The 13,565-nt window shown below is 64.5% G+C and carries 21 protein-coding genes; all 21 read left to right on the plus strand.

Translation table 11 applies throughout. The annotated features are described in order from the left end of the window. Positions 1-283 (plus strand): hypothetical protein (locus IPK85_02555; GenBank protein ID MBK8246280.1); only part of this gene is annotated, 283 nt, incomplete at its 5' end. 27 nt (positions 284-310) lie between these two features. Next, positions 311-802 (plus strand): hypothetical protein, encoded by a 492-nt coding sequence (locus IPK85_02560; GenBank protein ID MBK8246281.1) that lies wholly within the window; start codon positions 311-313, stop codon positions 800-802. Then, on the plus strand, positions 799-2,334 hold the full coding sequence (locus IPK85_02565) for a hypothetical protein (protein MBK8246282.1): 1,536 nt from the start codon (positions 799-801) through the stop codon (positions 2,332-2,334). The genes IPK85_02560 and IPK85_02565 overlap by 4 nt, the downstream gene beginning before the upstream one ends. 32 nt (positions 2,335-2,366) lie before the next feature. Further along, positions 2,367-2,936: a hypothetical protein gene (locus IPK85_02570; GenBank protein MBK8246283.1), complete on the plus strand. Its 570-nt coding sequence runs from the start codon at positions 2,367-2,369 to the stop codon at positions 2,934-2,936. 244 nt (positions 2,937-3,180) lie between these two features. After that, positions 3,181-3,588, plus strand: a complete 408-nt coding sequence (locus IPK85_02575; protein ID MBK8246284.1) for a Mov34/MPN/PAD-1 family protein — start codon at positions 3,181-3,183, stop codon at positions 3,586-3,588. Positions 3,589-3,619: 31 nt separating this feature from the next. Then, positions 3,620-4,414 (plus strand): hypothetical protein, encoded by a 795-nt coding sequence (locus tag IPK85_02580; GenBank protein ID MBK8246285.1) that lies wholly within the window; start codon positions 3,620-3,622, stop codon positions 4,412-4,414. A 75-nt stretch (positions 4,415-4,489) separates the two neighbouring features. Then, complete coding sequence (locus IPK85_02585) at positions 4,490-5,182, plus strand: hypothetical protein (GenBank protein ID MBK8246286.1); 693 nt, start codon at positions 4,490-4,492, stop codon at positions 5,180-5,182. Between the two features lie 34 nt (positions 5,183-5,216). Further along, positions 5,217-5,633 (plus strand): hypothetical protein, encoded by a 417-nt coding sequence (locus tag IPK85_02590; protein MBK8246287.1) that lies wholly within the window; start codon positions 5,217-5,219, stop codon positions 5,631-5,633. Between the two features lie 122 nt (positions 5,634-5,755). After that, entirely contained in the window at positions 5,756-6,961 is a 1,206-nt protein-coding gene (locus IPK85_02595; protein ID MBK8246288.1) for a hypothetical protein, read from the plus strand. Beyond that, positions 6,958-7,182 (plus strand): hypothetical protein, encoded by a 225-nt coding sequence (locus tag IPK85_02600; protein MBK8246289.1) that lies wholly within the window; start codon positions 6,958-6,960, stop codon positions 7,180-7,182. The genes IPK85_02595 and IPK85_02600 overlap by 4 nt, the downstream gene beginning before the upstream one ends. Next, a complete protein-coding gene (locus tag IPK85_02605) occupies positions 7,182-7,475 on the plus strand; it encodes a hypothetical protein (GenBank protein MBK8246290.1) in 294 nt (97 codons plus the stop codon). Before IPK85_02600 ends, IPK85_02605 begins: the two co-directional genes overlap by 1 nt. A 68-nt stretch (positions 7,476-7,543) precedes the next feature. After that, positions 7,544-8,038 (plus strand): hypothetical protein, encoded by a 495-nt coding sequence (locus tag IPK85_02610; protein ID MBK8246291.1) that lies wholly within the window; start codon positions 7,544-7,546, stop codon positions 8,036-8,038. A gap of 13 nt (positions 8,039-8,051) precedes the next feature. After that, on the plus strand, positions 8,052-9,182 hold the full coding sequence (locus IPK85_02615) for a hypothetical protein (GenBank protein MBK8246292.1): 1,131 nt from the start codon (positions 8,052-8,054) through the stop codon (positions 9,180-9,182). Between the two features lies 1 nt (position 9,183). Further along, complete coding sequence (locus IPK85_02620) at positions 9,184-9,537, plus strand: hypothetical protein (GenBank protein ID MBK8246293.1); 354 nt, start codon at positions 9,184-9,186, stop codon at positions 9,535-9,537. After that, entirely contained in the window at positions 9,537-10,862 is a 1,326-nt protein-coding gene (locus IPK85_02625) for a hypothetical protein (protein ID MBK8246294.1), read from the plus strand. The genes IPK85_02620 and IPK85_02625 overlap by 1 nt, the downstream gene beginning before the upstream one ends. An 8-nt stretch (positions 10,863-10,870) precedes the next feature. Continuing rightward, positions 10,871-11,203, plus strand: a complete 333-nt coding sequence (locus tag IPK85_02630; GenBank protein MBK8246295.1) for a hypothetical protein — start codon at positions 10,871-10,873, stop codon at positions 11,201-11,203. Then, positions 11,203-11,643 (plus strand): hypothetical protein, encoded by a 441-nt coding sequence (locus tag IPK85_02635; protein MBK8246296.1) that lies wholly within the window; start codon positions 11,203-11,205, stop codon positions 11,641-11,643. The genes IPK85_02630 and IPK85_02635 overlap by 1 nt, the downstream gene beginning before the upstream one ends. Next, the gene (locus tag IPK85_02640) at positions 11,636-11,992 is read left to right on the plus strand and encodes a hypothetical protein (protein ID MBK8246297.1); all 357 of its coding nucleotides are present in this window, start codon (positions 11,636-11,638) and stop codon (positions 11,990-11,992) included. The genes IPK85_02635 and IPK85_02640 overlap by 8 nt, the downstream gene beginning before the upstream one ends. A 14-nt stretch (positions 11,993-12,006) precedes the next feature. After that, positions 12,007-12,396, plus strand: a complete 390-nt coding sequence (locus IPK85_02645; protein ID MBK8246298.1) for a hypothetical protein — start codon at positions 12,007-12,009, stop codon at positions 12,394-12,396. Positions 12,397-12,421: 25 nt separating this feature from the next. Beyond that, positions 12,422-12,637, plus strand: coding sequence for a hypothetical protein (locus IPK85_02650; protein MBK8246299.1), 216 nt, complete (start codon positions 12,422-12,424; stop codon positions 12,635-12,637). A 201-nt stretch (positions 12,638-12,838) separates the two neighbouring features. After that, positions 12,839-13,444, plus strand: coding sequence for a hypothetical protein (locus IPK85_02655; GenBank protein MBK8246300.1), 606 nt, complete (start codon positions 12,839-12,841; stop codon positions 13,442-13,444). Positions 13,445-13,565 lie beyond the last annotated feature (121 nt).

Consider the following 13,565-nt stretch of genomic DNA (forward strand, 5'->3'; position numbering starts at 1 on the left):
CGAGCGGGTAACGCGCTCCGGAAACCGACCGACCGCCGACGACCGGCGCGCTGAGCGGAGGGCGCGCCGGGCCGAGCGGGAGATTGGCAACCTCGGCAAGAAGGCAAAGACCGCAGCCGAGACCGCAGCCGACCTCCGCAACCAGGCCGCGGCCACAACTGACCGCGGGGCGAAGCGTCGGCTGGACGCCGCGGCGAAGCGCGCCGAGCGGGACGTCAAGAGGTACACAGGCAAGGTTGAGGACATCCAGGAAGACCTGGCAGAATCCTGGAAGCGCCGGTAACTGCGAGCCCGGGAAGGGGGCAGAGCAATGTGCATTACATGTCGTGACCGTTCTGCCCCCAACTCGAAGTTGTGCGGCAAGGCGCGGGTGGCGCGCGACGAGCAGGCGCTGCGGATTGTGAAGTACGTCGGCGAGGGCAAGCAGTACCGCTGGATTGCGGAGACGGAGAGCATCGCGCTCGCCACCGTGACTAAGCTGTACCGCGAGGGCCGAAAGCTTATGGCCCCGCCGAGCGCCAAGCTGCAGCTGTCCATTCTCATGCTTCAGCTGGAGCAGAATTACTCCGACATCCGGGACGCGCTGGAGACGACGACCGACCCGGGCGAGAAGGCCAAGCTGTTCACGGCCGCCAACGATAACATCGCCCGGCGCCAGTCGCTGCTCGGCGCGGACACCGTCAACATCCGCTCCAAGTCCAAGATCAAGGCGGACATGAAGGACCTGGTCATTAAGTTCGACGAGGACCAGGGCGTGCGTGACTCCGCGCGGGCTCGCGCTCGGAAGACGGGCCAGATATGAGCACCGTGGTGTACAACGGGCTGGGTGAGCCCTTGCTCCATGTACCGGACTACTTCAAGGGCCGGGCCACCCAGCTCCTGCAATACGTGAATGCTGCCACAACTACGGACCAGGCGACCAGGATTAGGATCTGCCGCCGGGAGCCGATGATCTTTGCGATGGTGTACCTCCGGCACCACATGTCGTCCGAGGAGACCGGCAACCGGCGCTCGATTAACCCGCTCCACATCTACCTCGCCGAGCACGCCGCGACCTATTGGCCCTTCCCGCTCAAGCCGAAGGAATGCCGGGTCTGCGTTGTCGCGCCGCGCGACTCTGGCAAGACCACCTGGAACTACCTCATCCTGCCGCTCTGGGGCGGGGCGTACCGCTGGCGCGTGTTCCAGTTGTTCCTGTCGTCCTCGGGCGATACCGCCGAGGAGCACCTAGCCGCGCTCAAGGACGAGCTACGCAACAACGCGCGCCTCCGCGCGGACTTCCCAGAGCTGTGCGAGCCGGAGCGGCACAAGGGCCGGCCAACCGGCGACACCAAGGAGGTGTTCCGCTCCGCGAGCGGCGTCACCTTCATGGCCAAGGGCATCGACGCCAAGAACCTCGGGCGCAAGGAGAAGCGCGTCCGGCCGGACCTCGTGGTAATCGACGACATCGAGCCGATTGGCAAGTACTCGAATGAGGCGCGCACCGAGCGGCTGAACCTGATCTGCCGGGCCATCTTGCCCATGAACCTGAACGCCGCGGTCTACATTGTCGGCACGGTCGTGCGGTACGGCTCGATTATGCACGATGTGGTGAAGGCGGCGACCGGCGGCGGCATAGCCGACTGGATCCGCGACGAGAACTTCCAGTACAAGTACTGGCCGGTCTATGGCATCAATTCGCAGACCCGGACCGAGGAGTCATTCTGGCCGGAGCGGTACACGCTGTCCTGGATCAAGTCGCAGCTCCATATCGACTCGTTCCAGCTGTCTCACATGAACCAACCCGTAACCGGTGGTGACGGGCTGTTCTCCAAGAGCGACCTGCACTACGGCGCGCCATTCATGATCCAGTCCCACATTATGGCGATTGACCCGGCTGTTTCGGTTGGGGAGAAGTCCGACTTCACCGGCATCGCCATTGTCGGATTCGATGGCGCGGACATGAACGCATTCATCGAGTACGCCAAGGGCGTCAAGCTCGGGCCGGAGAAGCTCCGCGAGTTGGTGCGGCTATTGCTGGAGCACTACCCGAAGATCACCACCGTGCTTATCGAGACGATTAACGGCGGGCTGTATGTGGTTGACGCGATCAAGCCGGTCATCCCCAGCCACGTAAGCCTGATCGTGCGGAATGAGTACGCGCCGAAGGCATCCCGCATACGGCAGCTGCACGACTACTGCCAGCGCAAGTGGGTGTTCTGGAATACCGGCCTGAACGAGGCAGTCGACCAGGCGCTGTCGTACCCGGTTGTAGAACACGATGACGTTATTGACGCAATTGCCAAGGCAGCCCATTACAAGTTGGAGAAGAGGCCGGTAGCGCGCGCCGGGTAGAATCGAGGGAGCCTAATGCATCAGGAGGAGCCGTGGGATGGAACCCAGCGGACCACCCCCGCTACCCCAACGGGAAGTTCCGACCCAAGTTCAGCCAGTCCGTCCGACTGTCTCCCATCAGCGTCTCGTACAACGCCGGGGTGCGAGTTCCCATTGTGCCTGGACGCGCGAATCTGTACCTTGGCGCACTTGCTCGGGTAGAGCGCTCGGGGCGGAGCGGCGGATTCTTCCAGCAGCACATCGACCGGGCGGTGCACGCGGTCTCGGGCAAGCTCGGCGACCCGCATGGCCGGAGCAACATCGCCCAGCTGCTCAAGGGCCACGAGATCAACACCAAGGGCGGCCTGCGGGTGACCGGGCCGACCAAGCTCGTCAACGCGCCAACCTTCCGCGTCTCGTCCACGCCGGCCAGCCGTGAGAAGGGCTTCGAGCTGCAGAAGGCTGGCGAGCCGCGCTCCGCCCGACGTCGGCCCCGTTCGCGCTCGGCGGCCGTGCCCTCGACCATCTCGCAGGGCGTCCGCACCCAGAAGCCAAAGGCCATCACCAAGGGCCCGAAGCGCGTGCGGAAGTCGAGCACGCGCGGCCGTAAGGTGAGGCGTTGATTGAGCTACGCAAGCGCTGGCGACGTCGTCGCAACCTCAAGCGGCTGCTCCAAGGGTGGCTCGCGGAAGTCGACGAGCAGCCGCTGCCGACCATGGATCACGTCTACCTCCGATACATCGCTGGGAGGTGTGAGAATGGCGCGTGGAAAGGCGAAGGGCGGACCGGGCAAGAAGGACCGCCGTAAGAAGAAGAACCGCTGACAGCTACCATCGTGGTATGACGTTCGAGTGCATGCCCGATGAAATGGCCCGCACTCTTATCCGTGAAGCGCAAGGCGCCGCTCCGGATGAGATGTGCGGGTTCATTGTTGAAGGGTGGAGTTACGTACCCGTTCCGAACTGCCACCCAGAGCCGCAGCGGCACTTCTCCATGGCGGAGGATCGCATCCTGGAGATGCTGACGCACAACTCGCACAAAGTGCTTGGGATCTACCACTCGCACCCGCGCGGGTCTCGGGAGCCGAGCGAGAACGATGTGGCCATGATGCAGAACTACACGCCGCATGGGTTCCGGTTCTGGATCGTGACCTTAAACAACGTGTTCGAGTGGAGGATCCATCGTGACAAGCCCTGCCCGGTCCGGCGCGACGGGACAACCCCGGGACCCGATGGATTGGCTTACGCGATACTTACGCCTACAGCGCCGGTATGACGCGCAGGTTAACGCGCGCCTGCGGGAGGCGATGGCTGACGCCGAGCGGGACATCGCGCGCCTCGGCGAGGGCACTGGGGCGTTGGTCCGGTCGGTCCAGCTCATGCAGGCTATGACCTCGATATCCGGCACGCTGGCTGGGTTCTGGAATGCGATGGGCGACATCATCGCGGCCGGCCAACAGGACGCGGCGACCGAAGCGCTCCGCATGTCGTTCGACTGGGACGCGGTGCTGCTGAAGATCGGGCTGACCGCGGCGCAGCGCGGGGCGATGAAGCGCTCGCTGACGGAGGCCGGGCGGTTCAACGTGGAGGCGATGCTAGCGCGGATCTACAAGACCCGCCTGCCGCTCTCCCAGCAGGTCTACAAGACTGGAGCTCTGGCCCAGGGGTGGGTCGAGTCCCGGCTGGATCGAGGCATCGCGCGGGGCCTGACTGTGGCGGAGCTGGCCAAGGAGGTCCGGGACTTCATCAACCCCCGGACGCCGGGCGGGGCGACCTACGCGGCACGCAGGCTGGCCAGGACCGAGATCAACGCGGCCTACCACGCCGTCACGATCGTGCACGCCGAGGACAAGCCCTGGGTTACCGGTATGCAGTGGCGCTTGAGCGGGAGCCACCCTACCCGGGACATCTGCGACGTCTACGCCAACAACGACCACTCCGACCTGGGTAAAGGGGTGTTCCCGCAGGATGAGGTGCCGCCCAAGCCGCACCCGCAGTGCCTTTGTACCGTATTCCCCACGCTACTGCCGGTTGAGGTCTTCCTGGCTCAGCTGAAGAGTGGCGTGTACGATGATTACATGTCGGCTACCTACGGCCTGTAGCCCCAGATCCGGTATCATAAGTGGGGTAAAGCCGGGGCGACATAGCCCCCCAATCTGGAGGACCACTTAATGAGCATGAGGCTCGCCAAGTCGCGGATGAACCGCGTCCTTGGTATCGCGTCCACCGGCTTCCCGATCTACGCCATCTCGGGGTCCGAGGGCGACAACGACGGGAGCACCGGCGACAACAAAGAGGGCGACAAGGAGGGAACCGGCGACGGCACTGGGGGATCCAGTGGCGACGGCGGGCAGACCACCGAGCAGCCCAAGGTCGTCACGCTGGAGGAGTACGAGACGATCAAGCGCAGGATGGAGGCCGCCGACTCCGAGAAGGGGAAGCTGGCCAAGCAGCTGCGCGACATCGAGGACAAGGACAAGTCCGAGGTCGACAAGCTCAAGCGGGACTTCGAGGAAGCACAGGCGGAGCTGAGGAAGGCGCGCGAGGAGGCCCTCGCAGCCAAGCTCTCGTCCGAGATCCTGAAGTTCCCGGGGTTCGTCTGGCACGACCCGGAAGCGGTACTGCGACTGGTGGACATGGAGATGATCTCCGTGGACGAGTCCGGCGCCGTGAAGGGCGTGAAGGACGCGCTCAACAAGCTCGCCAAGGACAAGCCGTATCTCCTCAAGGGCAAGCAGGACAAGGACGGCAAGGGGTCGAGTGGGGCGGGCACGAATGGTGCCAGCGGCCACAACCCAGCGGGCGGTGGTGACACCACGGACAAGAACAAGCGCCGTGACGAACTCCGCTCCAAGTACAAGGTCAGGTAACAAGCCAACGAGATAGAGAGGCAGGGAACCGCTCGTGGCGGCTTACGACAAGTTCGACTCGAAGCTCAGCGGTCCGCGTGCATTCCTCGCGGCCGACTGGTCGTCCAGCGACCTGAACAAGGTCGTGGGGGTTGGGCTGAACGCATCGGGCCAGCTCGTGAAGGGTGGCGGCAACACCGGCATCCTGGGCGTGCTCGTCCTGTCGCGCGTCATCAAGGCGGGCCGCGAGCCGGTCGACCCGATGAAGCGCGGCGAGATCACCGCGTTCGACAAGGTGGGCAAGCCCTCCACCACGCTGGCCATCGCGGCCCCCGGGACGCGGTACGCGGTCGACAACACCACCGGTGCCGTCGAGGCGCTGGCCGGCTCGACCGCGCCCGCGGCGGGCAAGACCTACATCGGACACACGGTCGAGGCCGGGCGCCTCATCGTCAACGTGGCGGAGAAGTGAGCATGAGCAACAAGACGCTCTCCCGCGACTACGCCAAGTGGTCGCTGGACCAGAACCAGGAGGCGGTCTCCAAGCTGACCGTCTTCCAGGGTCCGACCGCGGGCACCGCGGCGTCCGCCAAGCTGCTCCGGACGCTGGGCTTCCTGCCCGGCATCTCGGGCTCCGAGGTCGGCGGCTACCAGACCCAGGGCGACATCGTCCAGGCGACCGCCGACGGCATCGACCTCAACGCGCTGTGGAGCGAGTTCCAGCAGGTCCTCGACATCTACAACGAGAAGCGCGCGGCGCTCGTGGCGCTGATGACCTTCCCGGTCAACCAGCTGATCGAGACGGTGCCGCAGGGCGGCGAGGCCAGCTTCGAGATGGCGTCCGAGTTCGGTGAGCCCAAGGCTCTCCGCGCGGACATCAACTACTTCCAGCTGGCGTACGACTTCCACGACTACGACCTGGCGACTCGCTACACCTGGAAGTACCTTCGGGACGCGGACGCCCGGCAGGTCGAGGCGCTGCACCAGCAGGCGCTCGGCGCCGACAACCGCCTGATCTTCAAGAAGGTCATGGAGGCGCTGTTCGTCGACGACAACCGCGACGCCGACATCAACACCCAGAACTACACCGTCTTCAGCCTCTACAACGGCAAGGACGGCGCCGTTCCGCCGAAGTACAAGGACATCACGTTCGACAACACCCACAGCCACTACATGACGAGTGGCAACGTGGTCGTCGACTCGGATGACCTGGAGGACCTGTACGAGAACGTGGCCCACCACGGCTACGGCATCGAGCAGGGCACCACCTTCATCCTCCTGTGCAACCGGGACGAGATCAAGGAGATCCGCAAGTGGCGTGCGGGTCAAGAGAACGGCAATGACGGGTCGAACAACCCTACTGCCACTGCAACGTTCGACTTCATCCCGGCCGAGGGCCAGCCGGCCACCATCGTGCCGAACGAGCAGGGTCTGCTCGGCTCGCGTCCGGGGTCGTCCTGGAACGGGCTCCCGGTCATCGGCTCGTACGCGGGCATCCTCATCGTCGAGGAGGCGTACATCCCGAGTGGCTACATGGTTCTGCTCGGCTCGGGCGGCGAGGGCGACCTGCAGAACCCGGTCGGACTCCGCGAGCACGCCAACCCCGCCTACCGCGGCCTGCGCCTGCTGCCGGGCAACCAGCAGCGGTACCCGCTGATCGACTCGTACTACGCGCGCGCCTTCGGCACGGGCATCCGCCAGCGTGGCGGTGCGGCGATCATGATGATCGGCGGCAACGGCACCTCGTCCACCTACGACCCGCCGACGCAGTACGCCAACAACGGGGTGCTGGTGGCATGACCTTCACCTTGACCGGAACGGTTCAGCGCGCCCAGAGGATCTCCAAGCTGGAGAGCGGCAACTCGCAGAGTGACCTGCGAGAGGTCCTGGTAGCCGGAACCATCGACGACAAGCAGTTCGAGGTGGTGCTGCGCGTCTCCCGTGATGCCAGCCCAACCCTGTTCGACCCTCTGGGCAACATCGCTCTCGCCCAGAGCGTCACGGTGGAGGTGACCGTCTGATGGCGCGACAGATCGACACGAACAAGCCGCTGAGCGACGAGGATCGGGCATACCTCCTCGCGCGCGGGCGGCGGCACCTGGTGCTGCAGAATGACCGGCGGTTCGCCAATCAGGATGCTTCGAGCCCCGCTCCCCAGGGCTCGAAGACGTCCGAGCAGGCAGAGTGGGAGGAGCAGGTGAACGAGCTCACCGTCGCAGAGCTGCGCGATGAACTCGCCAACCGCAACCTCGACACCACGGGCAAGCAGGACGCGCTGCGCAAGCGGCTCATCGAGGCTGGTCCCGAGTCCTGATCGGGCGGAGAGGAACGGGGGCTGGCCGGCGCAGGCTGGCCCCCGTTCCCATGTAGACTGGAGTAGGAATGGCACCGGTACTCGCGGGACAGTACGGGCCCGAGGGCCTGGAGTTCCCGGACGGCCGTCCCGCCCGGAACACGCCCGTTCTGGTCCAGCGGCTCGACGGCGTGCCCGCTGCGCTCTACGCCGACAAGGAGCGCACAACTACTGCCGCCAACCCGGTAACGACCGACAGCTATGGCAACGTCTCCTTCCTGGCAGCGCCTGGCGAATACCGCTTGGTTGTGAACGGCGCCATCCTGCCAATCCTCGTCCCCGTGCACCCGCTCGACCCCGGCTTTGGCGTCGGCGGAGAGGGCGAGGGCGGGTATATTCACACCCAGGCCATACCGGCCAGCCTTGTTCAGATTATCCACAACCTGCCGTGGCACCCGGGCGGCATTCAGATCATCGAGAACAGCGGCGACATTGTGGAGCCCGACTCCATCAACTACCCATCCCCAGGGGTAATCGAGATCGGGTTCCAGATCCAGTTCGCCGGTAAGGTCTACCTCTCCTGAAAGGCTCCCCGCCATGGCTCGCAAGGTTGGAACTGATCTCTCGCTCATGGGCTTTGCTCTCATGCTGGCGAAGATGGACCCTGTCTCGTCCGACCCGACCGGGCTCGGCGCGGGCGATGAGGGCCGGTTCTGGTGGAACATGACCACCGACCGGCCGAAGGTCTGGAACGGTACGACGGCGATCGACCTCCTGGACATCGCCAACCAGGTCGGAAACCTGACGGCGTCCCGGATCTCGGACTTCGACACGCAGGTGCGGACGTCGCGCCTGGACCAGATGGCCACTCCCACCGCTGACGTCGCGCTCGGCGGGCGGAAGATCACCGGGCTCGCAGACGGCGTCGCGGGCTCGGACGCCGCGAGCCTCGGCCAGCTGCTCGCCATCGCCAACAACCAGTCCTTCAAGGCGTCGGTCCGCGCGGCCACGACGGCGAACATTGCCAACATGGCGACCGCTGCGCCGAACACGCTGGACGGCGTGACGCTGGCGAACGGCGACCGGATTCTGGTCAAGGACCAGACGACCGGTTCCGCCAACGGCATCTACACCGTCACCACAGTCGGCACCGGCGCCAACGGCGTCTGGGCTCGGGCTACCGACTTCGACTCGTCGGCCGAAGCCGTGCCCGGCACGATCGTCATGGTGAACCAGGGCACCGCCAACGGCGACAAGATGTTCATGCTGGCTACCAACGGGCCGATTACGCTCGGCACGACGGCGCTCGTGTGGTCCGCCTACGGCACGAGCACCGGCGAGATCGGGGTGGCCGGCGCGGGCCTCACCAAGACCGGCACGACGTACGACGTCGTCTCGGGTTCGACCGGCACAATCACCGTCGCCGCGGACGCGGTCGACGTCACGACCACGCGCGTCCCGATCAAGCGCTCCGGCACGGTCCCGACCGCGACCGGCACCGTAGATGGCATCACGGTCACCGTCTCGGGCTCGCAGGTCACATTCACGCACGGGCAGAACAACCCGGCGCCGCTCGTGGTGATCCGCGCGGGCTCCTCGCCGGTCGCGGGCTACACCGCGGGCGAGATCGTGGAGCACACCGACGCCACGACCGACAGCAACAACGTGAAGATCACGCTGCCCGCCGCGCCGTCCGCCAACAACTGGGTCTTCATGGTGGTGGCGTAGCATGTCCCGGAAGTCTTCAACTGCACTGATCCTCGTCCCGCAGACGGCAGCACCGAGCGCTGGCGCAATCAGCATCGACGCCGACCTGGCCTCGGGCGGCGCGGACTCGACCCTGACGGGTGACGCAACCCTGAATGTGCCGACCAACGGCTCCAACGGGCAGATCATCCAGGGCGCAGTTCTGGCTTCCGGGGCACAGCGCATTTTGACGTTCCATGCGAGCTACGGGCGGTTGACCGGAATCGCCAGCACCCTGACGATTCCGTCCGGGAAGGTCGGGCGGTATGCGATCCGCCGCACCGACATAACGGGCTCGGCTAAGTGGCTCGTGGAGTCGGTTGGTGTTGAGCAGTAATGGCATTCGCAAACGTTGCCGCGCGGCAGACCGGATCGACAACCACCAACGCTGGAACGACAACCATCTCGCTCCCTTCCGGTATTTTGGCGGGCGAAGGCTTGTTGGTGTTCGTGTCGGTAGACGGCATACCAAACCTGGATGATTCCGGTGACCGCTGGGTCAAGCTCTACGGGCAGGGCCGGAACGGTACTGCTGCCAATGGCGTAACGGGTGCCGTGTTTGCGAAGATTGCTGAAGGCGGCGACACCCTAACCATCAGGCACAGGATCAACGATGCTGCGAATAGCCAGATGGCATCCTGGGTCTCGATTCGGATCCAGAATCACGGCGGTATCCCGGTTGCTGTGCATGCGAATGGTTCTAGCACAAATAGCAACCCGCCCGCTTGCACCCCGCCTTGGGGTTCGCAGGACTACCTGATGATTACGGCTCGCATGGGCGACGCAAATGTGTCTGCTTCTGCGGCGCCATCGGGGTACTCAAACCTGCAGACGGTAACGCACGCCGATGCTACAAACGGCGCGAGCATAAACACTGCCGAGCGGTCCGCAACGGTCTCCTCGGAGGACCCGGGCACCTTCACCTCTGCAACTGAGCAATGGGTCGCCTTCACAGTGATGGTTCCTCCTGCAACAATTACCACTCCGCAGCTAGTCGCGGTCTATGAGGCTGAGTCTCTAACTCTGGCCACTAGTTCCATCACCTCGCCCACCTTCACCCCGGACGATGGCGAGGTCATTGTTGTAAAGACGCTGACGGCCGACTCAACCTGTGTTCCGGCAACGCCCACCGCGAGCGGAGTTACTTTCGACCCCCAGGCGCAGGCCGGTACGTCTGGCAGCTTCGGCTGGTCCATGACATCGACCGTGAAGGTTGGCACATCACCTGGGGCAATTGCTGTCACCCAGGCTTTTAGTGGATCGGGATTTGTGCGAAGCTGTGTGATTGAGCGCTGGAAGAATGCGAAGCTGGATGCCACCCCTGCGGTTGCGCAGGCTACCGGATCGGGTGGGCCATCAACCACTATTACCACAGAGGCCAACGACTCGGTCGTCTCCTGGCTGAACACGGACTGGCAGGCCGTTACTCCCGCGGCGTACCTGTACCGCGACGCTGACACGGTTGAGACCAACATCTTCGATATCTCAACCTCTGACATCGTTGGGTACTACGGCTATCAGTATGCGCCAACAGCCGGGTCACAGACGCTCGGATTGTCGGCTCCGGTTGGTCAGGCTTGGTCGCTGTCTGGAGTGGAGATCCAGTATGAGGCGCCATCCGGCGTACAAGACCTAACCAAGTTCTTCCTTTCAGCAGCGTAGGAGGCATCATGGCAGACGCAGCAGACATCCAGAGGGTGCTGGATGCAATCGAGGATGACTACGCTGAGCATGGCTGGACTGAGACGATGATCAGCGACCGGCTGGACGCGGGCGCGATCCCGGAGCGGGTCATCGCGGTCTACTGGGGCAAGCGCGCCAACAAGGCGCTCCTGCTCGTCAACACGAGCGAGTCCGGTAGCTCGCGCGGCAATGACTCCATCTATCCGCGCCTCAAGAAGCTGGCCGACGAGTGGGAGGCACGCGCGGTCACCGCCGAGGCGCCTGTGGTCCCGGTCGAGACCCGCGGCCGACTCAGCAGCTTCCCGATCCGGAGGGTGTAATGGTCTACGTTCCGACGACTCCGGCCGAGGCGCCAACGATCCCGGTCTGGACGCTGACGGAGGAGCTACGGGTCAACCGGCTGAACACCTCTGCATTCATAGCTGCAGACCCCCTCAGCTTGACGCTGCAGGTCCGGGGGTCCTCCCGCACCCCCTCGGGGGCCTACTCGCGCGAGCGGCAGTCTGAGAGGCCGCCGCAGACCTTCAAGCTCATCATGCAGAGCCCTGCCGGGGGGTCGATCGAGCAGCGCACCGAGGACGGCACTGAACGGCAGGTTGACTACATCCTGCTTGGCGAGTGGGATGCCGAGATCGAGGTGAGCGACTACTGGGACGATGAGGCCGGCCAACGCTGGGAGGTCGTGGCGTTGGTGCCGCGCAACGGCTATGAGACCCGGGCGGTAGTCGAGGCGCACGGGAAGGATCTGACCGGTGGTTAGGTTCCGCATCGAGTGGGATGACGGGCGCATCCGCAAGAACATTGTGGAGCTCGACGCCAAGACCAAGAAGGCCATCGAGATCGCATTTGCGTTCCAGGCTGCCCGCTCGACCGGCTACATGAAGACCAATGCGCCCTGGACCGACCGCACGACGGCCGCTCGGGCGGGCCTGCACGCCGTGTCCAGCCACTCGGGCTCGCGGTTCGAGTTGCTGCTAGCGCACGCGGTCTCCTATGGCATCTGGCTGGAGGTCTGTAACTCCGGCCGGTACCAGATCATCCTTCCGAGCCTCCGCGCCGCATCGCGCGAGCTACAAGGGCTCCTCGACCAGTTGTGGAGCAAGATGTGAGCGCGCGAGCGGCTGTGTACTCATTGCTAGCAGCAGACGGCCAGTTGCAGGCCCTGGGCCTTCCGTACGGGAACATCTGGCCGGCCCAGGCGCTCGATACCGCGCCGCGCAATGGTCGGTTCCTCATTCTGCGTTGGGAGGAGACGACCGTGGCACGAGGGCGGGCTAGCCAGTCCGAGGTCCTGACAATTTGGGCCCATTGTCCGCGCGAGATGTCCACGGACTTCGCCCCGCTCGACGCGATTCTGAACAGGGTGACGGAGATCCTGACTTCAGCGACGCACGTAACCGGGGCGGATGGCGTGCTTACATGTGTCGACTACAACGGCAAGAGCCCTGATCTGAATGATGAGGGTTACAAGACCATAACCAAGAATGCGGCTTACACCGTGGTCTCCCGGTAGAATCTAAGGCAAGGAGAGGAGGGTCATGGCACACGGAGTGAAGGCTGTCAAGTACATCGGTATCGCAGATATCCGGCGCATCACCGATGATGACTGGGACAAGATCAAGGTTCGGCTACAAGGGACCGTCCAGTGGGACAAGTCCAATGGCTTCACCGTACTCGGGGAGCGACTACGGGATGGAGCGATTGCGTACTTGCGATCGGACCCGGACTTTGTGGTCGTGAACGAGGACGAGTGACGGAACTGCGCTGCGACAACTCCATATTGTTCGGCGTCGTGGCACATGACCAGCTTGGCATGTACCTGGAAGTCAAGTGCAGGTCGAGTCGTTGCGGCGCGAGAGGTGGTGTCGTTGTACTACATCGGTTCAGGCTCCCCAGTTGTGAACTGATCGGCACCAAGCACTACAAGAGTCCCCCGAACCGAAAGGCTCCCCAGCATGAGTACTCCCCTGGCCACGGCTCTGCCGTATGGCCTGCGTGACCTGAAGCTCACGCCCTACTCGGACGCTTCCGGCTCCACCCTCGGCACGGTCGTGGTCGACCTGCCGAACGCCCGCACCCTGTCCTTCTCCGAGACGGAGGAGTTCGAGGAGCTGCGTGGCGACGACCGGGTGGTGACCACCCGCGGCAAGGGCGCCGTGGTGGAGTGGGAGCTGGAGGCGGGCGGCCTGAACCTGGACGCCTGGAAGGCGATGTCGGGCGGCACGATCATCGACTCGGGCACGACCCCCAACAAGAAGCGCGTGTACCGCAAGGCCGGTCGGCAGAACCGCCCGTGGTTCCTCATCGAGGGCCAGGTCATCTCCGACTCGGGCGGCGACGTCCACGCGATCCTCTACCGGTGCCGTGCGACGGACTCGCTGGAAGGCGAGTTCAATGATGGCGAGTTCTTCCTGACCTCGGGCTCGGGTCAGGCGCTGCCGCTCCTGGAGGACGGCGTGGACGACGACATCCTGTACGACATCATCCAGAACGAGACCGCGGTGCCCATGACCACCACGGCCCTCACGCTTCCCGACCCGGAAGCGAACGACACCCCGTAACAACCCGTCAACGAGCGAAGGACAAAGGCATTGGGAGCGCATCGGACGCCATATGCCCCCTTCAGGGAGACCTGGAGGAGGTGGGACTGCGATCTTGCCCCTGGCGCACCGGACAAGGACG

This window comes from Gemmatimonadota bacterium (genome assembly GCA_016712265.1).
GTDB lineage: Bacteria > Gemmatimonadota > Gemmatimonadetes > Gemmatimonadales > Gemmatimonadaceae > RBC101.